The organism is Rhizobium moroccans (assembly GCF_057559155.1).
The window spans coordinates 43,491-63,086 of the sequence record NZ_JBHFJG010000027.1 but is presented as its reverse complement, the minus strand read 5'-3'; the positions used below and the strand labels follow the sequence as shown (position 1 = coordinate 63,086).

The 19,596-nt window shown below is 62.4% G+C and carries 20 protein-coding genes; 9 read left to right on the top strand and 11 right to left on the bottom strand.

The features are described from left to right. Nucleotides 1–36: 36 nt before the first annotated feature. A complete protein-coding gene (locus tag ACE04I_RS15660) occupies nucleotides 37–1,197 on the bottom strand; it encodes a DNA recombination protein RmuC (protein ID WP_245282083.1) in 1,161 nt (386 codons plus the stop codon). A gap of 166 nt (nucleotides 1,198–1,363) precedes the next feature. Here ACE04I_RS15660 and def point away from each other — a divergent pair, with 166 nt between their 5' ends. Genes def through truA form a run of 3 tightly spaced genes read left to right on the top strand, consistent with a single transcriptional unit; the run spans nucleotide 1,364 to nucleotide 3,607 of the window. Beyond that, complete coding sequence (gene def, locus ACE04I_RS15655; RefSeq protein ID WP_046794110.1) at nucleotides 1,364–1,879, top strand: peptide deformylase; 516 nt, start codon at nucleotides 1,364–1,366, stop codon at nucleotides 1,877–1,879. A 37-nt stretch (nucleotides 1,880–1,916) separates the two neighbouring features. After that, the gene (gene fmt, locus ACE04I_RS15650; protein WP_487207274.1) at nucleotides 1,917–2,852 is read left to right on the top strand and encodes a methionyl-tRNA formyltransferase; all 936 of its coding nucleotides are present in this window, start codon (nucleotides 1,917–1,919) and stop codon (nucleotides 2,850–2,852) included. After that, nucleotides 2,852–3,607, top strand: coding sequence for a tRNA pseudouridine(38-40) synthase TruA (gene truA, locus ACE04I_RS15645; protein ID WP_046794112.1), 756 nt, complete (start codon nucleotides 2,852–2,854; stop codon nucleotides 3,605–3,607). Before fmt ends, truA begins: the two co-directional genes overlap by 1 nt. 3 nt (nucleotides 3,608–3,610) lie before the next feature. Here the strand turns inward: truA and ACE04I_RS15640 are convergent, their stop codons facing one another. The 3 genes from ACE04I_RS15640 to dapD are packed head-to-tail and all read right to left on the bottom strand — an operon-like array spanning nucleotide 3,611 to nucleotide 6,251. Beyond that, nucleotides 3,611–4,207 carry a hypothetical protein gene (locus tag ACE04I_RS15640; protein WP_046794113.1) on the bottom strand — a complete coding sequence of 199 codons (597 nt, stop codon included), beginning with the start codon at nucleotides 4,205–4,207 and terminating at the stop codon, nucleotides 3,611–3,613. Next, nucleotides 4,194–5,387, bottom strand: a complete 1,194-nt coding sequence (dapE, locus tag ACE04I_RS15635; RefSeq protein ID WP_487207273.1) for a succinyl-diaminopimelate desuccinylase — start codon at nucleotides 5,385–5,387, stop codon at nucleotides 4,194–4,196. The genes ACE04I_RS15640 and dapE overlap by 14 nt, the downstream gene beginning before the upstream one ends. A 9-nt stretch (nucleotides 5,388–5,396) precedes the next feature. Continuing rightward, complete coding sequence (dapD, locus tag ACE04I_RS15630) at nucleotides 5,397–6,251, bottom strand: 2,3,4,5-tetrahydropyridine-2,6-dicarboxylate N-succinyltransferase (RefSeq protein WP_046794115.1); 855 nt, start codon at nucleotides 6,249–6,251, stop codon at nucleotides 5,397–5,399. A gap of 137 nt (nucleotides 6,252–6,388) precedes the next feature. Between dapD and ACE04I_RS15625 the strand changes: the two genes are divergently transcribed. Then, nucleotides 6,389–7,249 (top strand): LOG family protein, encoded by an 861-nt coding sequence (locus ACE04I_RS15625; protein ID WP_046794116.1) that lies wholly within the window; start codon nucleotides 6,389–6,391, stop codon nucleotides 7,247–7,249. Between the two features lie 85 nt (nucleotides 7,250–7,334). On the opposite strand, the gene ACE04I_RS15620 is transcribed toward ACE04I_RS15625, so the two are convergent. Together ACE04I_RS15620 and ACE04I_RS15615 are read right to left on the bottom strand one after the other, a co-directional pair. Beyond that, nucleotides 7,335–7,925 (bottom strand): EF-hand domain-containing protein, encoded by a 591-nt coding sequence (locus ACE04I_RS15620; protein WP_046794117.1) that lies wholly within the window; start codon nucleotides 7,923–7,925, stop codon nucleotides 7,335–7,337. A 107-nt stretch (nucleotides 7,926–8,032) separates the two neighbouring features. Continuing rightward, on the bottom strand, nucleotides 8,033–8,746 hold the full coding sequence (locus ACE04I_RS15615) for a pyrimidine 5'-nucleotidase (protein WP_046794118.1): 714 nt from the start codon (nucleotides 8,744–8,746) through the stop codon (nucleotides 8,033–8,035). A 100-nt stretch (nucleotides 8,747–8,846) separates the two neighbouring features. Here ACE04I_RS15615 and ACE04I_RS15610 point away from each other — a divergent pair, with 100 nt between their 5' ends. Both ACE04I_RS15610 and ACE04I_RS15605 read left to right on the top strand, forming a co-directional pair. Beyond that, the gene (locus ACE04I_RS15610) at nucleotides 8,847–9,749 is read left to right on the top strand and encodes an EamA family transporter (RefSeq protein ID WP_046794119.1); all 903 of its coding nucleotides are present in this window, start codon (nucleotides 8,847–8,849) and stop codon (nucleotides 9,747–9,749) included. A 101-nt stretch (nucleotides 9,750–9,850) separates the two neighbouring features. Next, nucleotides 9,851–10,624, top strand: a complete 774-nt coding sequence (locus ACE04I_RS15605; protein WP_046794120.1) for an isocitrate lyase/PEP mutase family protein — start codon at nucleotides 9,851–9,853, stop codon at nucleotides 10,622–10,624. A gap of 12 nt (nucleotides 10,625–10,636) precedes the next feature. Here the strand turns inward: ACE04I_RS15605 and argB are convergent, their stop codons facing one another. Then, nucleotides 10,637–11,524, bottom strand: coding sequence for an acetylglutamate kinase (argB, locus tag ACE04I_RS15600; protein WP_046794121.1), 888 nt, complete (start codon nucleotides 11,522–11,524; stop codon nucleotides 10,637–10,639). A gap of 171 nt (nucleotides 11,525–11,695) precedes the next feature. Between argB and ACE04I_RS15595 the strand changes: the two genes are divergently transcribed. Beyond that, nucleotides 11,696–12,055, top strand: a complete 360-nt coding sequence (locus tag ACE04I_RS15595; RefSeq protein WP_046794339.1) for a hypothetical protein — start codon at nucleotides 11,696–11,698, stop codon at nucleotides 12,053–12,055. 94 nt (nucleotides 12,056–12,149) lie between these two features. On the opposite strand, the gene yihA is transcribed toward ACE04I_RS15595, so the two are convergent. The 4 genes from yihA to rpmH all read right to left on the bottom strand — a co-directional run bounded on the left by yihA (nucleotide 12,150) and on the right by rpmH (nucleotide 15,281). Next, entirely contained in the window at nucleotides 12,150–12,809 is a 660-nt protein-coding gene (gene yihA, locus ACE04I_RS15590) for a ribosome biogenesis GTP-binding protein YihA/YsxC (protein WP_487207272.1), read from the bottom strand. Nucleotides 12,810–12,933: 124 nt separating this feature from the next. After that, nucleotides 12,934–14,724 carry a membrane protein insertase YidC gene (gene yidC, locus ACE04I_RS15585; protein ID WP_046794122.1) on the bottom strand — a complete coding sequence of 597 codons (1,791 nt, stop codon included), beginning with the start codon at nucleotides 14,722–14,724 and terminating at the stop codon, nucleotides 12,934–12,936. Further along, entirely contained in the window at nucleotides 14,724–15,116 is a 393-nt protein-coding gene (rnpA, locus tag ACE04I_RS15580; RefSeq protein WP_046794123.1) for a ribonuclease P protein component, read from the bottom strand. Before rnpA ends, yidC begins: the two co-directional genes overlap by 1 nt. A 30-nt stretch (nucleotides 15,117–15,146) precedes the next feature. Continuing rightward, entirely contained in the window at nucleotides 15,147–15,281 is a 135-nt protein-coding gene (rpmH, locus tag ACE04I_RS15575; RefSeq protein ID WP_046794124.1) for a 50S ribosomal protein L34, read from the bottom strand. 512 nt (nucleotides 15,282–15,793) lie between these two features. Here rpmH and ACE04I_RS15570 point away from each other — a divergent pair. Then, entirely contained in the window at nucleotides 15,794–17,848 is a 2,055-nt protein-coding gene (locus ACE04I_RS15570; protein WP_046794125.1) for a methyl-accepting chemotaxis protein, read from the top strand. 237 nt (nucleotides 17,849–18,085) lie between these two features. Then, nucleotides 18,086–19,516 carry an ATP-binding protein gene (locus ACE04I_RS15565; protein WP_245282084.1) on the top strand — a complete coding sequence of 477 codons (1,431 nt, stop codon included), beginning with the start codon at nucleotides 18,086–18,088 and terminating at the stop codon, nucleotides 19,514–19,516. The last annotated feature ends 80 nt before the right edge of the window (nucleotides 19,517–19,596 follow it).

Sequence of the window (19,596 nt, the reverse complement as noted above, 5' to 3'; positions counted from 1 at the left end):
CTGCTGTTGAAGTGCGCGAGACACTGCCCGAGAGCATCACTCCTCGTCAACCACCCGCAGCTTCAAGAGCCCGGTCCTGCTCTCGACGGCGCGCATCGACGGCTTTTCGGTCGCCTTCTCCGGTTCGGGCGGAGGCTCGAGTTCCAGCATGCCGATCTTGGCCCCGCGCCGGTTGAGCTTTTCGGTGGAGGTCAGGATCTGCTCGACATCCTTCTGCGCGGCGAAAAAATGCCCCTGGAGCTTCCGGGTGCGCTCGTCGAGCCGGCCAAGGTCTTCCATCAAGAGCGCGACTTCGCCCTGGATGAGATGGGCCTGCTCGCGCATGCGCTGGTCCTTCAGCACCGCCTGGATCACCTGGATCGACAGCATCAGCAGCGAAGGCGAGACGATGACCACGCGGGAGCGTTGCGCCTTCTGCACGACGGCCTCGAAATGCTCGTGGATCTCCGCGAAGATCGATTCCGAGGGCACGAAGAGAAAGGCCATTTCCTGCGTTTCGCCGGGGAGCAGGTATTTTTCGGCGATATCGCGGATATGCACTTCGAGATCGCGCCGGAACTGCTGTGAGGCCGCGCGTCGCGCCTCTGGGGCGGCGGCCTCACGGAAGGCGTTCCACGCTTCGAGAGGAAATTTGGCGTCGATGACGAGTGGCGGCGCGCCATTCGGCATCTTGATGGTGCAGTCCGGCCGCGTTCCGTTGGAAAGCGAGGTCTGGAAGCTGTAGGCGCCCAAGGGAAGGCCATCGGCGACGATCGCCTCCATGCGCCCCTGCCCGAAAGCACCGCGCGTCTGCTTGTTGGAAAGGATTGCCTGCAGGCCGACGACATCCTTGGCGAGCGACTGGATATTGTTCTGCGCGGCGTCGATCACCGCAAGCCGCTCCTGCAGCCTGCGCAGGTTCTCATGGGTCGATTTCGTCTGTTCCGTGATGGTCGCGCCGAGCCGGTGGCTCATGCCGTCGAGCCTCTGGCTCACCGCCTGGTTCAGTTCGGACTGGCGGGCCGACAGGGCTTCGGCCATGGCCGAAAGCCGCCCCTGCGTTTCCGATTGCAGCCGCATGAGTTCGCCGAGCCGGGCCTCTGATTCCGCCGCGCGAAACGCGGCTTCCTCGCGTTCCCGCCGCGACGCGCCTCTCAGATGAAGCGCGAGGATAATGGCGACCATCGCGACGAGTCCGGCCGCAGCAAGCGGAATCATGTTCGCGGGGAGGCTGGCCGATGCTGCCAGAATGCGGTCGAGGAATGTTTCCATGCCAGGAGACTAGCAGAATTTTGCCGGAGGAAAAGATCAAAACGTGAACATTTCTGCTCAAACCATGGCGATCCCTGTTCCATCGGGAAAAAAGATGCGCTAAGGGGAGGCCATGACGATCAAGCCTCTTATTATTCTGCCGGACCCGTTGCTTCGCCAAGTCTCCAAGCCTGTTGAACAGGTGGATGACGACGTGCTGCGGCTTGCCGACGACATGCTGGAAACCATGTATGACGCGCCGGGCATCGGCCTGGCGGCGATCCAGATCGGCGTTCCGCGCCGTCTTCTGGTGATCGACGTGTCGCGTGAGGACGAGGAGAAGCAGCCGCTGGTCTTCATCAATCCTGAGATCGTGAAGTCCTCCGACGAACGCTCGGTCTACGAGGAAGGCTGCCTGTCGATCCCGGATTATTACGCCGAGGTGGAACGTCCCGCCATCGTGACCGTCAAGCATATCGGGCGTGACGGCAAGGAGCATCTGGTGGAGGCCGACGGCTTGCTCGCGACCTGCCTGCAGCACGAGATCGACCATCTGAACGGCGTGCTCTTCATCGACCATATCTCGCGGCTCAAGCGCGAGATGGTCATCAAGAAGTTCACCAAGGCCGCCAAGGCCAAGGCTGTCTAACATTCGTTAAAGCCATACGTTTCGCGGGAGCGCTGGAATGTCTCTTCGCATCATCTTCATGGGTACGCCGGAATTTTCCGTGCCCACGCTTCGGGCGCTGAAGGAAGCCGGGCACGAGATCGTGGCGGTCTATACGCAGCCGCCGCGGCCGGCCGGCCGGCGGGGGCTCGATCTCACGAAATCGCCTGTCCACCAGGCGGCAGAATTGCTCGGCATTCCGGTTTTCACGCCGGTGAACTTCAAGGAGCCGGAGGAGCGGGAGAAATTCCGTGCGCTGAATGCCGACGTGGCGGTCGTGGTGGCCTATGGCCTCCTGCTGCCCGAGGCGATCCTCACCGGCACGCGGCTCGGCTGCTATAACGGTCACGCCTCGCTTTTGCCGCGCTGGCGGGGTGCGGCCCCGATCCAGCGCGCGATCATGGCCGGTGACGAGAAGACCGGCATGATGGTGATGAAGATGGAAAAGGGCCTGGATACCGGCCCGGTCGCTCTCACCCGCGAGGTCGAAATCGATGAGAACATGACCGCCGGAGAACTGCACGACAAGCTGATGCTGGCCGGTGCAAAGGCGATGGCGGAGGCGATGGAGAAGCTTGAAGCGGACGATCTGCCACTGACGCCGCAAGCCGAAGAAGGCGTGCTCTATGCCGCCAAGATCGACAAGGGCGAGACGCGGATCGATTTTTCGAAGCCTGCCGGCGAGGTTCACAATCATATCCGTGGCCTGTCGCCTTTTCCGGGTGCGTGGTTCGAGGCCGAGATCGGCGGAAAGCCGGAGCGCATCAAGGTGCTGGCATCCGAGCGGGCAGAGGGGCAGGGGCCTTCGGGCGAGGTTCTGGACGATGCCCTGACCGTTGCATGCGGCGAGGGCGCCGTGCGGCTCAGGAAGCTGCAGAAGGCCGGCGGCAAGCCGCTGTCCGCGGAGGATTTCCTGCGCGGCACGCCGCTCGCTCGCGGCACGAGGCTTTCCTGATGCCGCGCTATCGCATGTCCGTCGAATATGACGGCACTTCCTATGTCGGCTGGCAGCGGCAGGAAAACGGCCATTCCGTGCAGGCTGCACTCGAGGGCGGCGTTCTCTCGCTTACCGGCGAGAGGGTCTCTATCAGGGGCGCCGGACGAACCGATTCCGGCGTCCATGCGCTGGGGCAGGTGATCCATGTCGATCTCTCGCGGCAATGGGCGCCCTACAAGTTGCGCAATGCGCTCAATGCGCATCTGATGATGGCCCGCGAGAAGGTTTCGGTGCTCGAGGTGCAGGCGGTGGGCGACGATTTCGACGCCCGTTTTTCCGCGATCCGCCGGCATTATCTCTACCGTATCCTCAACCGTCCGTCGCCGCTTGCGCTGGAAGCGAACCGTGCCTGGTGGGTGCCGAAGGATCTGGACCACGAGGCGATGCATGCCGCCGCCCAGATGCTGGTCGGCCATCACGATTTCACCACCTTCCGCTCCGTCCATTGCCAGGCGACGAGCCCGGTACGCACGCTCGACCGGCTGGATGTGACGCGAACCGGCGATCTCGTGGAGATTCGTGCGACCGCCCAGAGCTTCCTGCACAACCAGATCCGCTCTTTCGCTGGCACGCTGAAGCTCGCGGGCGACGGCAAGATGACGCCGGAAGATGTGCGCGCCGCGCTCGAAGCCCGCGATCGCAAGGAATGCGGTCCGGTCGCTCCGCCGGAAGGCCTCTATTTCGTGAAGGTCGATTATCCCGAGGGTGTCTAGGCACTAAAAAGGATAGACGCCCAGGAAGCGCTCCAGGATATCCGAGATCAGCATGGCGGGCACGATGAGCGCCGTTGCGAGCGCGGCCACCATCAGTGGCTGGGGGCCGCAGATCATCCGGAGAATGCGCGAGATCGAGACGATCAGGGCCAGCATCAGCACGAGCCAGATGACCGCAAGGCCGCCCTTGAGGCCCGGCAGCAGCATCACGCAGAGGCTGAGCAGGCCATAGGCATAGGCGAAGGGAACCGACAGCCAGTTCACCGTGACGACGATTGCCGGGAAACGGCGCTGGATGCCGAGCATCAGGCAGAGGACCGCGGCCAGGATGAGCGGCACGAACCAGTTGAAGACTTCCAGCATAGCCAGCCGGAAAAAGAACATGCCGCCGAGGCGCGTGCCTGCCGGCATGCCATCGAGATAGAGCGATCGCCACCAGAACCAGGAAAGCGCGCTGGCGGGCAGGCACCAGAGGATCGCCCAGAAGGACCGCATGACGCCGCGATCCGAGATATCGAGGAAGCGGAAGCCCTGCGGGTCCCCGCGTACGAGCAGCCACAATCCGTCGAGATAGAGCCTGACTTCGCTATAGGTGGGCATTCTCGAACCAGCGGGTGATGAAGGTGCCGTAAATCTGTGTCAGCGTATCGAGATCGGCAACCGCCACGCGTTCGTCGACCATGTGCATCGTCTGCCCGACGAGCCCGAATTCGACGACCGGGCAGAAGTCCTTGATGAACCGGGCATCCGAGGTGCCGCCGGTTGTCGAAAGCTTGGGCGTGCGCCCGGTGACTGTCTCGACCGCTTCCGAAAGCGAGGCGATCAGCGCATTGTTGCGCGTCAGGAAGACATGGCTCGGGCGCTCGCCCCAGGCGATATGGTATCCGGTGGGTTCCCGGTCCGGCCTGAGCGTTGCGTCGGCGGCCGCGGCATCGAGGCGGCGCATGATTTCCGCCTGCAGCGTCTCGGCGCTCCAAGTATCGTTGAAGCGGATGTTGAAGGCGAAGCTTGCCTTTGCCGGAATGACGTTGGTGGCCGGATTGCCCGTGTCGATCGACGTCACCTCGAGATTGGACGGCGGAAAATCGGCCGTGCCCCCGTCGAAGGGCGGGTCCATCAGCGCATGGGCGAGCGGCAGCAAGCCGCGCAGCGGATTGTCGGCGAGATGCGGATAGGCCGCATGGCCCTGCACGCCGGAAACGATGACCTTGCCGGAAAGCGAGCCGCGCCGGCCGATCTTGATCCTGTCGCCGATGAGGTCCGGATTGGTGGGCTCGCCGACCAGGCAGGCGTCCCAGCTTTCGCCCTTTGCCGCGGCCCATTTCAGGAGCTTTTCCGTGCCGTTGACCGAGGGGCCTTCCTCGTCGCCGGTGATGAGGAAGGAGATCGAGCCCTTCGGCGGGCCGTGCTTTTCGATATGCCTTGCGACAGCGGCGACGAAGCAGGCGATGCCGCCCTTCATGTCCACGGCTCCGCGGCCGAACATTTCGCCGCCGGCGATCTCGGCGGCGAAGGGCGGATGACTCCAGGAGGCCTCGTCGCCCGGCGGCACCACGTCCGTATGGCCGGCGAACATCAGGTGCGGTCCCCCCGTGCCGATCCGGGCATAGAGGTTTTCAACGTCCGCCATGCCGGGTTCGCTCGCCACCATTCGCTCAACCCTGAAGCCGAGCGGCTCCAGCATTGCTTGCAGGGCCGTCAGCGCGCCGCCTTCGGCGGGCGTCACCGAAGGGCAGCGGATGAGGGTTTGCAGGTTGGCGACGGGATCGGAGACGGACATTTCAAACGGTCAATCGCGAAGAAGTTCGTTGATGCCGGTCTTGGAGCGGGTCTTCTCGTCGACACGCTTGACGATCACGGCGCAGTAGAGGCCGGGGCCGGGTTCGCCGTTCGGGAACGGCTTGCCCGGCAGCGAGCCGGCGACGACGACGGAGTAGGGGGGCACTTCGCCATAGGTGATCTCGCCGGTGGCGCGATCGACGATCTTGGTCGACTTGCCGATGAAGACGCCCATGCCGAGCACCGAGCCCTCGCGGACGATGCAGCCTTCCACCACTTCGGAGCGGGCGCCGATGAAGCAATTGTCCTCGATGATGGTCGGGCCGGCCTGCATGGGCTCCAGCACGCCGCCGATGCCGACGCCGCCGGAAAGATGCACATGCTTGCCGATCTGCGCGCAGGAGCCGACGGTTGCCCAGGTGTCGACCATCGTGCCTTCGCCCACATAAGCGCCGAGGTTGACGAAGGAGGGCATCAGGATGGCGTTCGGCGCGATATAGGCCGAGTGGCGGACGACGGCGTTCGGCACGGCGCGGAAGCCGGCGGCGCGGAACTGGTTCTCGCCCCAGTTCTCGAACTTCGAGGGCACCTTGTCCCACCAGGTGGCGTTGCCCGGCCCGCCCTTGACGACTTCCATATCGTTGAGGCGGAAGGAGAGGAGCACGGCCTTCTTCAGCCACTGATGCACGGTCCAGTTGCCGTCATCCCCGCGGCTGGCGACGCGGACTTCGCCGCCGTCGAGAAGCTTGAGCGCGGTTTCAACCGCGTCGCGGACCTCGCCTTTCGTGGAGACGGTCACGCTGTCTCGGTTTTCGAAGGCTGCCTCGATCGTCTTTTCGAGGGAGGAGAGATCCGTGCTGCTCATGGGAAATCCTTAAACGTCACTCGCTATCGTGATGGTGGGAGGGTCTCTTCAACTGGCCAAATGGCATCATTTGCTCTAAGCGACCCTCACTCGGGCGTCAATGTGATTTGACGACCAGCGAATGCGAGGAGCAGGAAATGGTGAAGGTGAAGAACAACGGGCCGAGGCGCAAGGACGGCATCTGGGACCCGCTGAAGGACAGTTCAGCCGATAAGCGCGCCGCCGCGGTCCAGCCGAGGACGCCCCAGACCGAATCGCCCTCCTACCGCCTTGCCTATACCGATGACGATTTCCTTTGCAGCGAGGAATTGCGGCCCGTGCGGCTGCAGCTCGAGCTCTTGAAGGCGGAAACGATACTGACCGAGCGCGGCATCAAGTCGACGGTCGTGCTGTTCGGCGGTGCGCGCATTCCGGCACCTGGCCAGGCTCCCTGGGCGGCGCATAACGAGGTCCAGCGCAACAACCTGCAGGCGGCGTCGGTCTATTACGAGGAGGCGCGGAAATTCGCCGCTCTCTGCGGCGAGCAGTCGGCGCGCTACAATCACCAGGAGTATGTCGTCGTCACCGGCGGCGGGCCGGGGGTCATGGAAGCGGGCAACCGTGGCGCCACCGAGGTCGGCGCACCCACCATCGGCCTCAACATCATGCTGCCGCACGAGCAGGCGCCGAACCCGTTCGTGACGCCGGAGCTGAGCTTCAATTTCCACTATTTCGCGATCCGCAAGATGCACTTCATGATGCGCGCGAAGGCGGTCGCGGTGTTCCCTGGCGGGTTCGGCACGCTCGACGAGATGTTCGAGGCGCTGACGCTGATCCAGACCAAACGGATGGAGCGCATCCCGCTGATCCTCTTCAGCGAGAAGTTCTGGCGCGGGATCATCAATTTCGAGGCGCTTGCCGAATTCGGCACGATCGCGCCGGGTGATCTCGATCTCATAAGCTTCGTGGAGACGGCCGACGAGGCCTGGAAGATCATTTCCGAGTTCTACGAGCACTGAACAAGGCCGAAAATCAAGAAACCCGCCTCCTTGGGAGGCGGGTTTCTTTCGACGATGCCGAAGCTAGTCCTGCGGGGGGCGGAGACTAGAGGGGGCGGTCCGGCATGTCGTCGATCGTGATTGCGCCATCCTTGTTGCGGTCCATGCGCGCAAAGAGCTTGTCCACGGCGGCGGATACCTCCGCCTTGCTGAACTGGCCGTTCTCGTCGCTGTCCGCCATGCGCACGAGACGCAGGCCCATCATCGGGCCGCCATGGCGCATTTCGCCACGATGCCAGCCGGGGCCACGATCCCGCCGATCGTCGCCGTCGCGTTCGGCCATCCGCTGTTCGCGGCGTTCCTCGCGGTTTTCGGCGCGTTCCGGGCGCGGATTGTTCTTGCGGAATTCCTCGATGCTGGCCTTGCGGAAGGTGCGCAGCTCGCCGGGAGTGAGAATGTCGTCCTTGTTGGCGTCGATTTGGGTAAAGAGCGCATCCTGGCGCGCCGTTACCTCTTCCTTGGATATTTTGCCGTCCTTGTTCGTATCGGCGGTCTTGAGAAGCCGTACGAACGTCAGCTCGCGCATGACGCCGCGCTCTCCCGGGCGGTGGAAACCGGGTGCGGCAAGGGCGGGCACGGCGGCCGTCGCGACCAGGGCTGTCGCGAGAGTGGCCAGGACGATCTTCTTGGAGGTCATGGAGAGGGTCCTTTTCCGATTGCCTTCGATAGCTTGAAGCTACGGCCGGCCGGCGGTCAGAACCACTTAAACATCCGTAATGTGGATGAATTTTCCGTAAGGTTGGCTCAATCGAACCTGAGCCCGGAAAGAAAGCCGGCAAGGTCATCGGTCACGTAGTCGATGTGATCGTCCTCGTCGGAAAGCACTTCCCAGCGCTCCATCAGCACTTCATCGAGATTGCGGGGCACCAGCAGGATGGTGCGCATGCCGAGCGCTTTCGGAACTTCGAGATTGCGCGGAAGATCCTCGAACATGGCGGCGTTCTTCGTATCGACCCGGTGAAGGCTTGCGAACTTGTCATAGGTCGCGCCCGCGGGTTTCGGCACGTAATCGGCCGCCACGATATCGAAGATGTCGTCGAAATTGTCGAGAATGCCGAGCGCACCCGCCGCGGCTTCGGCATGTTTCACGCTGCCGTTCGTGAAGATGAACTTGCGGCCGGGGAGCGCCTTGATCGCCTCGCCGAGCTCCGGATGCGGCAGAAGCGCCGAATAGTCGATCGCATGCGCCCGTTCCAGGAAGGTGTTCGGATCTATGCCGTAATGAAGCATCAGGCCTTGAAGCGTCGTGCCGTGCTCATGATAATAGCGCTTCTGCAGCGCTCTCGCCTCGACCGGATCGAGCTGCAGCAGCTCCGAGACGTAGGCCGTCATGTTCTTGTCGATCTGCGCGAAGAGGTTGACCCGGTGCGGGTAGAGCGTGTTGTCGAGATCGAAGACCCAGTCCTTGATATGGGCGAAGTCTCGGGTGTCGGGGGCGGTCCTGGGGCTCTTTTCCATGGGGCGGTTATGCACCGCGCCGTGGCCAAAGAAAAGGGGAAGTCGATTTTACCGGAAACCGGCCTTGGCGATATCCCGGACCTGGTGATATCGCCGCAATATGGAACTCTGGATCCCTATCACCATCGCGGCCGCCTTCCTGCAGAACCTGCGCTCCGCGCTGCAGAAGCACCTGCAGGGTTCGCTCGGTACGCGGGGCGCGAGCTTCGTGCGCTTCGGCTACGGCTTTCCGGTGGCGATCCTCTATGTTCTCCTGCTGCGCTATGGCTTCGGCTACCCGTTTCCCGCGTTCAACTGGACCTTCGCCTTCTGGTGTGTGATCGGCGGGCTTTCGCAGATCTATGCCACCATCATGCTGGTGCATCTCTTCTCGCTTCGGAATTTCGCGGTCGGGACGGCCTATTCCAAGACGGAACCGGTGCAGGCCGCGCTCTTCGGCTTCATCCTTCTCGGGGAACGGCTGACGCCCGGCTCGATCGCCGCGATCATGGTCGGCGTCATCGGCGTGATGATGATTTCGATGGCGCGAATGCCGCTCTCGGTGCGAAACACCGTATCGGCGCTGACCAGCCGCACGGCGCTGATCGGGATCGCTTCCGGCGCCGTCTTCGGAATTTCGGCAGTCTCATACCGGACTGCTGCCCTTTCGCTCGGCGGGCCGGGGCCGGTCATGGAGGCCGCCGTGACGCTTGCCTGCGTCACCACGTTCCAGACCGTCTTCATGCTGATCTGGATGATATCGAAGGACAGAAACGAGATCGTGCAGGTGGTGCGTTCCTGGCGTTCTTCGGCGCTGGTGGGCCTTGCCGGAGTGCTGGGTTCGGCCTGCTGGTTCACGGCCATGACCCTGCAGCAGGTCGCCTATGTCAGGGCGCTTGGCCAGATCGAGCTCGTCTTCACCTTCATGGCGTCCTTCTTCCTTTTCCACGAGCGGGTGAACCGCATGGAAGTGCTCGGCTGCCTGCTGATCGTCTGCGGCATTTTGGGCCTGTTGTTCTGGTGACTGTGCGGGTGTAGCCATTTGAAGATCGGTGCCCGATTTACGGCGGCAACGGTTTTCGCGATGAGCTACAGGAGCGGCATTTGGCCAGGGAGGAAGAGGCAATGGACCAGAACGGCAGGGCGGAAGCTTTCGGCGCACTTCACCGGAAGGGAAATCCCGTCATTCTCTATAACATCTGGGATGCGGGAACGGCGAAGGCCGTGGCGGAGGCAGGCGCAAGCGCGCTTGCGACCGGAAGCTGGTCGGTCGCAGCCGCCCACGGCTATGCCGACGGAGAGAATCTGCCGTTCGACGCCCTGCTCGCCACGGTTCGCGAGATCACGGTGGCGGTTGATCTGCCTCTCTCCGTTGATTTCGAGGGTGGCTATACGGAAGATCCGGCCGCACTCGCCGATAACGTCGCGAAGGTCATCGAGGCCGGCGCGATCGGCATCAACTTCGAGGACCAGGTGGTCGGCGGCAGCGGCATCTACCCCGTCGAAAAACAGGCCGAGCGCATCCGCGCCATCCGGGCGCGTGCCGAACGGCAAGGCATCCCATTCTTCATCAACGCCCGCACGGACCTTTTCCTGAAGGAAAGCGATCGCGGCAGGCATACGGCCTTGCTGGAGGAGGCGGTCGAACGGGCGAAAGCCTTTGCCGAGGCCGGTGCAAGCGGCTTCTTCGCGCCCGCGCTGGCGGATGAGGAGCTGATCCGCAGACTTTGCGAGGCCGTGGCCCTGCCGGTGAACATCATGATGATGCCGGGCGTTCCGGCCCCGAAGCGGCTCGGCGAGCTTGGCGTCGCCCGCGTGAGCTATGGTCCCGGCCCTTACAGGGCGATGATGGCCAGGCTGAAAGAGGATGCCGCGGCGGTCTATGCCGCCGCCGGCTGATCCTGCTCGGCATTAGGGAACGATCAGCGTTCCGGCCCCGCGCTCGGTGAAGATTTCGAGCAGCACGGAGTGGGGGGTCTTGCCGTTCAGGATGACGACGCCCTGAACGCCGGCCTTGATCGCGTCGATACAGGTCTCGACCTTGGGGATCATGCCGCCGGAGATCGTGCCGTCCTTGATCAGCGCCTGCGCCTGCGCCACCGTCAGTTCCTTGATGAGTTCCTTGTTCTTGTCGAGAACGCCGGGAACATCGGTGAGGAAGAGGAGACGGGTGGCGTTGAGCGCGCCGGCGATCGCGCCGGCAAAGGTATCGGCATTGATGTTGTAGGTCGCGCCGTCGCGGCCGGGCGCCACCGGCGCAATGACCGGGATCATCTCGGATTTCGCGAGAAGGTCGAGCAGGGTGCGGTCGACTTCGACCACCTCGCCGACATAGCCGAGGTCCAGCACGCGCTCGATATTGCTGTCGGGATCGACCACGGTCTTCTTCGCCTTCTCGGCGAAGACCATGTTTCCGTCCTTGCCGCAAAGGCCGATCGCCCATTCGCCGGTCTGGTTGATGAGCGCGACGATCTCCTTGTTGATCGAGCCGGCGAGCACCATTTCGACGATCTCGACCGTCTTGCGGTCCGTGACGCGCAGGCCGCCCTCGAATTTGGATTCGATACCCATCTTGGTCAGCATCGCGCCGATCTGCGGTCCGCCGCCATGGACGACGATGGGGTTGACGCCCGATTGCTTGAGGAGTGCGATATCGGCAGCGAAAGCCTTGCCGAGTTCCGCGTCGCCCATGGCATGGCCGCCATACTTCACGACGATCGTCTTGTTTTCATATCGCTGCATATAGGGCAGCGCCTGCGCCAGAAGTTTTGCCTGAAGCTCGCCGTCGGTACCGCTCATCGAAGACCCCTCAAGAGTAAGTGGGGCCTTGTAACGCATGTTTTTGACGGAGGAAACAATGCTCGCTTCAACTTTCGGCCTCTTGGGCTGTAAAGTTCATTTTGAAGTGACATCGGAGAAAAAGCGTGGTCCGATAGAAACTGCGAAGGGTTGAGAGGAGAAGACCCGGAGATGACGTTACCGAAGCAAAGCAGGGGAGACCGCTCGCGCGATCAGCTATTGGCGGGGGAATATGTGCTGGGCGTCCTTTCGCCGGAAGCGCGAAGGGTCGTCGAGGAGCGCATCGGCCGCGATCGCGGCTTTGCGCAGATGGTGATCCAGTGGCAGCGTAACCTCGCCACTCTGGAGGAGGATTACCCGCTGGAGCGCCTGCCGCCCGCGATTTCGCAGTCGTTCCTTCATCCGCCTTCGCGACGGCTTTATAGAGGTTCCTTCCGCCAGTTGGCGGCTCAGATCTGGGGGTCGCTTTTCCTGTGGCGCTCGGTGGCGCTCATCTCGCTTGCCGCGCTGTTGACCACGCTCTCGGCGTAAAGCATGTCGCGCAAAAGTGTGAAGCGGTTTTGCGATAACGACATGGGCCAAGCGGAGGAAGCAAATCTGAAAGTTTGCGAAGCGCTTTAGGTCGTCAGACCGGCTGGCCCACGGTTTCGGAGATCGCCTGGCGCAGGTCGTCGAGCCCCTTGCCCTTTTCGGAAGAGGTGGCGAGCACGAAAGGATAGGCCGCGGGCCGCTTGCGGATCTTTTCCGTCGTTTCGGAAATCAGCCTGTCGACGCCCGCTTCCTTGATCTTGTCGGTCTTGGTGAGCACGATCTGGTAGGAGACGGCGGCCTTGTCGAGCAGGTCGAGCACTTCCTCATCGTTCTTCTTGACGCCGCGGCGGCTGTCGATCAGCACATAGACGCGCTTCAGCGTCGCGCGGCCGCGCAGATAGTCGAAGACGAGCTTCGTCCAGGTGTCGACCTGTTCCTTCGGCGCCTGCGCATAGCCGTAGCCGGGCATGTCGACAATCGCCATCGGCGGCAGGTCGCCGCCTTCGCCGGAATAGCCCTCCGGCACGAAATAGTTGAGCTCCTGGGTGCGGCCGGGCGTGTTGGAGGTGCGGGCAAGCCCCTTCCGGCCGACCAGCGCGTTGATCAGCGATGACTTGCCGACATTCGAACGGCCGGCGAAAGCCACTTCCAGCGGCCCTTCCGGCGGCAGGAATTTCATCGACGGCACGCCGCGGATGAAGATCCAGGGGCGTCCGAAAAGCGGCCTGTCGTTATTCATGTCTTCTGCCGGCATCGGTGCCACCTGTCTGTCGCTTGTCTGTCCGTGTAGGACACGGCTTCCGTATTTTGGCCGACAAAGTCAAGCACGCGAGGGATCGCGCAAAAGAAAAACCCCGCCGAAGCGGGGCTTTCCGTGCTTATTTGGTCGGTTCCGGTTTTCGTCGGAAGACGCCCTTCAGATTGTCGAAGAGCTCGATCTTGGCGCCGTGGCGCTTCATGATGGCCGCCTGCTGCATGATCGACAGCGTGTTGTTCCACGCCCAGTAGATGACGAGACCGGCCGGGAAGGTCGCCAGCATGAAGGTGAAGATCAGCGGCATCCAGGTGAAGATCATTGCCTGGGTCGGGTCCGGCGGCGTCGGGTTCATGCGCATCTGCAGGAACATCGTGATGCCCATGATGATCGGCCACACGCCGATCATGAGGAAGTGCGGCACGTCGTAGGGAAGCAGGCCGAACAGGTTGAAGAGCGAGGTCGGATCGGGCGCGGAAAGATCCTGAATCCAGCCGAAGAAGGGCGCGTGCCGCATCTCGATGGTGACGTAGATGACCTTGTAGAGCGCGAAGAAGACCGGGATCTGCAACAGTACCGGCCAGCAGCCAGCGATCGGGTTGATCTTCTCTTCCTTGTAGAGCTGCATCATGGCCTGCTGCATGGCCATGCGGTCGTCGCCATGCTTGGCCTTCAGCTCCTCCATCTTCGGCTGCACGCGCTTCATGTTGGCCATGGAGGCATACTGCTTGCTGGCGAGCGGGAAGAAGATCGCCTTCACCACGATGGTGGTGAGCAGGATCGCGAGGCCGAAATTGCCCACATGACGGAAGAAGAAGTCCATCAGTTTGAACATCGGCTTGGTGATGAAGTAGAACCAGCCCCAGTCGATCAGGAGGTCGAAGCGCGGAATGGAATATTCCGCCTCGTAGCGATCGACGAGCGGCACTTCCTTGGCGCCCGCGAAGATCAGGTTCTTGAGCTCGGCGGACTGGCCGGGCTGGATGGTCAACGCATCAGTCTTGTAGTCCGCCTGATAGCGCGGCTGGCCGTCGGTGAAATGCGAGAAGCGTGATTCATATGCCAGAGCCTGCGGCGGAACGATCGCGGCGGCCCAGTATTTGTCGGTAATGCCGAGCCATCCGGTGGTCGCCTTCGGGTTGGTGACTGCAGCTTCCTCGATGTTGTGATAGCTCTCTTCCACGAGGCCGGTATCCTGGCCGATCACGCCGAGGAAGCCTTCGTGGATGACATAGACGGAGGGCGTCGCCGGCTTGTTATAGCGGATGACGCGGCCGTAGGTCGCGAGCGATACCGGCTCGCCGGTGACGTTGTCGACCTTGTCGGCGACAGTGATCATGTAATGGTCGTCGACCGAGATGGTGCGGGTGAACGTGATGCCCTTCTCGTTGGTGAAGGTCAGCGTTACCGGCGTCCCGTGCGTCAGCTTCTCGCCGCTGGTGAGCGTCCACTGCGTGGCCGGACCGGGCACGGCGCCGGAGGCCTCGCTCTGAATATAGCCGATTTCGGTGAAATAGCCGTCGCGGGTGTCGGCCGGGGAGAAGAGGGTGATGATCGGGCTCGAGTCGTCGACCGTCTCATGATATTCGCGCAGCTTCAGATCGTCGAAACGGGCGCCGGCGAGATTGATGGAGCCGGAAAGGGCCGGCGTATCGATTTCGATGCGGGGCGTCTTCGCAAGAGCCTGATCGCGGGTTGCGTTGGCCTGGGCCTGCGCCTGTCCCGGAAGCGCGCCGCTGACCGTGGCGCCGGGGCTTTCCGGCGTGATCGTCTGCGTCTGCTGCTGTTGGGCGCGTGCGGCCTCTTCGGCGCGCCGCTGGGCTTCCAACCGGGGGCCCATGTAGAAGAACTGCCAGGCAAGGACGATCGCCACCGAAAGCGCGATCGCGATGAAGTAGTTGCGGTTTTTTTCCATCATGCTTTCCTGGAACGGGTCTCCTCGGACCGCTTCGGTTTCGGCCGTGCTTCGATGCGCTCGGCAAGCTGGGCCGTCAGTTCGGCGAAGGGTGTCTTCAGCACCTCGCGGCGCGCGACAATGACATAGTCGTGTCCGGCCTTCATTGCAAACCCGGCAGATTGCCTCACCGCCTCTTTGAGGCGTCGCCGCATGCGGTTGCGTTCCACCGCGTTGCCGTGTTTCTTCGTAACGGTGAACCCGACACGCGGCGCCTCTTCGGGCGCCTTGCGGTCAAGAACCTCCAGAAGGAAAGTACGGCCCCTGCGGCTTTCTCCCTCCCGGACAGCAAGAAACTGCGGCCGGCTTTTCAGCCGCCCGACAGCCTTTTTCGCATTTTTCTCGTTCGTCATCGCCCGGATACTTGTCGGGCTTGCCCGGCCTTAAGCCGAGAGACGCTTGCGGCCACGTGCGCGGCGGGCGGAAAGAACCTTGCGGCCGCCGGCGGTAGCCATGCGGGCACGGAAGCCGTGACGACGCTTGCGAACAAGCTTGGACGGTTGATAGGTACGCTTCATTTTTTTGATACCGCGGTGTGCGGCCCTTCTTGAGTTTGCTTTAAAAAAGCAAGAGCGTTTCGGAAACGTCCGGCGCAATAGGCTGCGTACGCGCGAGCCTGCTGGAGCTGAACGTGCGCGGCTTATAAGAGGACTCCGCTCCGAAAGTCAATCGTCCAGCCGGTACCAAGCCGGCGCGCGTGCGGATTGCATCCGGAATGTCGACGTTTAAAAGAACATCCTGAAATGGTAAAATTTGAAGAAGCCTATTAACGATTGCAATTCGTTCGATAATCTGCCCGATGCCTGAAATGTAGAAAATAATTTCCCAATCTATACGTTAGTGCCGGGAGTTATGGCGTAGATGCTTACTAAGTGAAGTTGTGTTTAAGTAAATTTTCTCTTTGCTGCGTTCTTTTAGCCACTCAAACTTTATTAATTTCTAATTGCTAGTTTTAGCATCAGGGGATGGGGGAGCACCGGTATCGATGCCGTTCTCCACGTTCAACATTTCGTGGGCATAGGAGCCGGCATTGAAAATCAGGGCAAAGATCAATCTTCTCGTCGGGCTGATGAGCCTCGTCGCCTTCTTGATCGGCGGCATTTCGCTCTTCGCGATCGGCGAGTATCGCAAGCAGATGCAGGAATATTCGGACGTGGCGGACCGCGTCTATAAGGGCGAGCACCTGAACCGGCTGGTGACCGCCGTGGTGATGGATGCCCGCGGCATCTATGCGGCCAAGGATAAGGAAGCCGCCAAGCAGTTCGGCGAGGGCATGCTGAAATCGCTGGGCAAGATGGACGCGCTTGTCGCCGAATGGCGGCCGAAGGTGCCGGCAGAGCAGAAGGATGCCTTCGAGAAGCTCGTTGCCCGTTCCGCGGAGTTCAAGAGCTTCAGAAGCGAGACGGCTCGGCTCAGCCAGGCGGAAGGGCCGCAGGCGGCCAACCTTCAGGGCAATAACGAAGCCAATCGCGCCAACCGCAAGGCCTATCAGGCTGAAATCGACGCCATCGTCAAGGCGGATCAGGATCAGCTTGCCAGGCTGAGCGACGGGATGGATGCCTTCAACAACACCGTCTTCTATGCCGTTCTGGCAACGACCCTTATCGGTGTCGGCGCGGGCGCGGGTTTCGGCCTCTATCTCGGGCGCCGTCAGCTCAGCCAGCCGATCACGGAGCTTACTGTGATCATGAAGCGGATCGCTTCGGGCGATTTCGATGCGCCGGTGGGTTCCGCCGGTCGTGCGGATGAAATCGGCGACATGGCGACCGCGATCGAGGTCTTCCGCAGGAACGGCATAGAGGTCGCCCGCATGAATGCCCAGGAAGCGGGCACGCGCGCCAGGAGCGACGAGCTCAGGACCCGTATGGGGGCGGTCGTCGCCGCAGCGGCCATGGGTGATTTCACCCGGCGCATCGACAAGCAGTTCGATGACGAAAGCCTCGATCTCTTCGCCCGCGATGTGGATCAGCTCATGGCGAGCGTCGATGCCGGCATTTCGGAGACGCGCCGCGTGGTGAAGAGCCTCGCCGAAGGCGACCTCACCGATACCATGGAAGGCGATTTCAAGGGCGCGTTCGCGGAACTCCAGCAGAATGTCAACGGCACGATGGAGACGCTGCGCGGCACCATGCAGAACGTACGCGCTGCCACCGGCTCCATCAACGGCAGCGCCGCCGAGCTCAGCAACGCCACCAACGACCTTTCAAGGCGCACCGAGCAGCAGGCGGCCGCACTCGAGGAAACTTCCGCGGCGCTCGAAGAGATCACCTCCGTCGTGCGCAATTCCACTGAGCGGGCGCAGGAGGCGACCGTCATGGTGGGCGAGGCCAAGGAGGCGGCGGTGCAATCGGGCGATGTCGTGCGCAGCGCGGTGGAGGCCATGGGGCGCATCGAGCAGGCATCGCGGGAGATCGCCCAGATCACCAATGTCATCGACGAGATCGCCTTCCAGACCAATCTCCTGGCGCTGAACGCCGGCGTCGAGGCGGCCCGCGCGGGCGAAGCCGGCAAGGGCTTCGCCGTGGTTGCCCAGGAAGTGCGTGAGCTGGCGCAGCGTTCCGCAAGTGCTGCAAAGGATATCAAGGCGCTGATCAGCAAATCCGGCGGGGAAGTCGCCGGCGGCGTCAAGCTGGTACAGAAGACCGGCGAGGCGCTTTCGGAAATCGAAGCCCGGGTGCTCCGTATCAACGATCATATCCATTCGATCGCAGTCGCTTCGAAGGAGCAGGCGACGGGGCTGGCCGAGGTCAACACCGCCGTCAATGAAATGGACCAGGTGACCCAGAAGAATGCCGCTATGGTGGAGGAAACGTCGGCTGCGACCCAGAAGCTCTCTTCCGATGCCGACGAATTGTTCGCGCTCGTTTCCGGTTTCAGGATCGGCGAGGGGGCTCAATCGGTCGTCTCGCCGAAGCCGCGGCAGGCGGCGCCTGTAAATGCCACTCCTCGTATGGTGGCCGCGACGCCGAGCCACCGTCCCAAGCTGTCGCCTGTCCGGGCGATGACGGGCGCTCTTTCGAGAGCTTTCGGCGGCGGCGGCGCCGCGCCGGCGGCTCAGGCGGCGGGCGACTGGGAAGAGTTTTGATCTGACGTTGCTATCGCATGGAAGGCGGGGAGAGGCAGGCCTCTCCCCGCTGCTTTTTTGCCGCTGCGGCACGCACTGGTAAAACTGCCATAATGTTCTAAAATATCGACCACGATCCACGGCCGCCACGATTCCTCGTGGCGCTTGAGCCTTGAAACGGAGATCCGCATGAAGGACGAGGCGGAGACCTCGGGCCAAGCCGCAGTTGAGAAGACGGAAGGCACCGGCCCCGAGCCGATGCCGCGGCTTTTCAGCGGCCTTTCCGGCCGGTTGCTCTGGCTCACCGTCGTCTTCGTCATGCTCGCCGAAATCCTGATCTTCATGCCGTCGGTGGCGGGCATGCGCATGAACTGGCTGCGGGATCGGCTGGATACGGCCGCCGCCGCCGGCATCGTCATCGACGGGCTTCAGCCGGCCGAGCTGCCGCGCGCGGTCCAGGACGATACGCTTCTTGCGACCGGCACCAAGCTTATCGCGCTGAAGAAGGATGGCACCTCCCGGCTGCTTGCCGCCGTCGACGTGCCGCCCCAGGTGGACGACCAGTACGATCTTGCCGATATCTCGATGCCCACTTCGATGAAGGATGCGTTGAACACGCTCTTCTTCGGCGGCGGGCGCGTGATGCGCGTCTATGGCCCGATCGGCGAAAGCGAGATGATCATCGAACTGGTGATGACCGACGATGCGCTGCGCAAGGACATGCTGCGCTATTCCAAGATGATGTTCGTGCTGTCGCTGGTTATCTCGCTGATCACCGCCATACTGATCTTCCTGGCCATCAATCGCATGATGATCCTGCCGATCCGCCGCCTCACCCTTTCCATGCGAAAGTTTTCCGAGCAGCCGGACGATCCCTCGCGGGTATTCACCGCAGACAAGTCGAGAGGCGAGCTTGCGGTTGCGGGACGGTTTCTGACCAATATGCAGGTGGAGCTGCAGCGGACGCTGAGGCAGCAGAAGAATCTGGCCGATCTCGGGCTCGCGGTTTCCAAGATCAATCACGACATGCGCAATATCCTGGCCTCGGCGCAGCTCATGTCGGACCGCCTTGTCGATGTGGAAGACCCGATGGTTCGCAGCTTCGCCCCGAAGCTGTTGCGCACCATCGACCGCGCGGTCGGATACACCAGCGAGGTTCTGGCCTACGGGCAGGCCTCCGAAGCGGCGCCCAGGCGGCGGCGCATCCGCCTTGCGGATCTCTGTCAGGAAGTACGCGATATCCTGGCGATCGATCCTGAAGCGGGAATAGAATTCGTGGAACAGATCGCCGCCGATCTCGAGGTCGAAGCCGACAGCGAGCAGCTGTTCCGGGTGATCCACAATCTCTGCCGCAACGCCGTCCAGGCGCTCGCCAATCTCGATCCGGAGGATGCGACCGTCGTCCGCCGCATGACGATCTCGGCGCAGCGCATCGGCAGCGTCGTCAGCATCACGATCGACGATACCGGCCCCGGCATGCCCCGCAAGGCGCGGGAGAACCTGTTCTCGGCCTTTCGCGGTTCCGCCCGCTCGGGCGGTACGGGGCTCGGCCTCGTCATCGCCCGCGAGCTTGTGCTTGCCCATAGCGGCACCATTGCGCTTGTGGAAAAGCCCGGTCCGGGAACGCAGTTCCGCATCGAAATTCCCGACCGGCCGGTCTCCCTTGAGGATTACCGCGCCCGCGCGTGATCCAAGAAAAACGTGTTGTTCCAACATGTTGATGACAAGTTGACAGTAAAATGACGCTTCTTGCGGTAAAATCGCTTGCA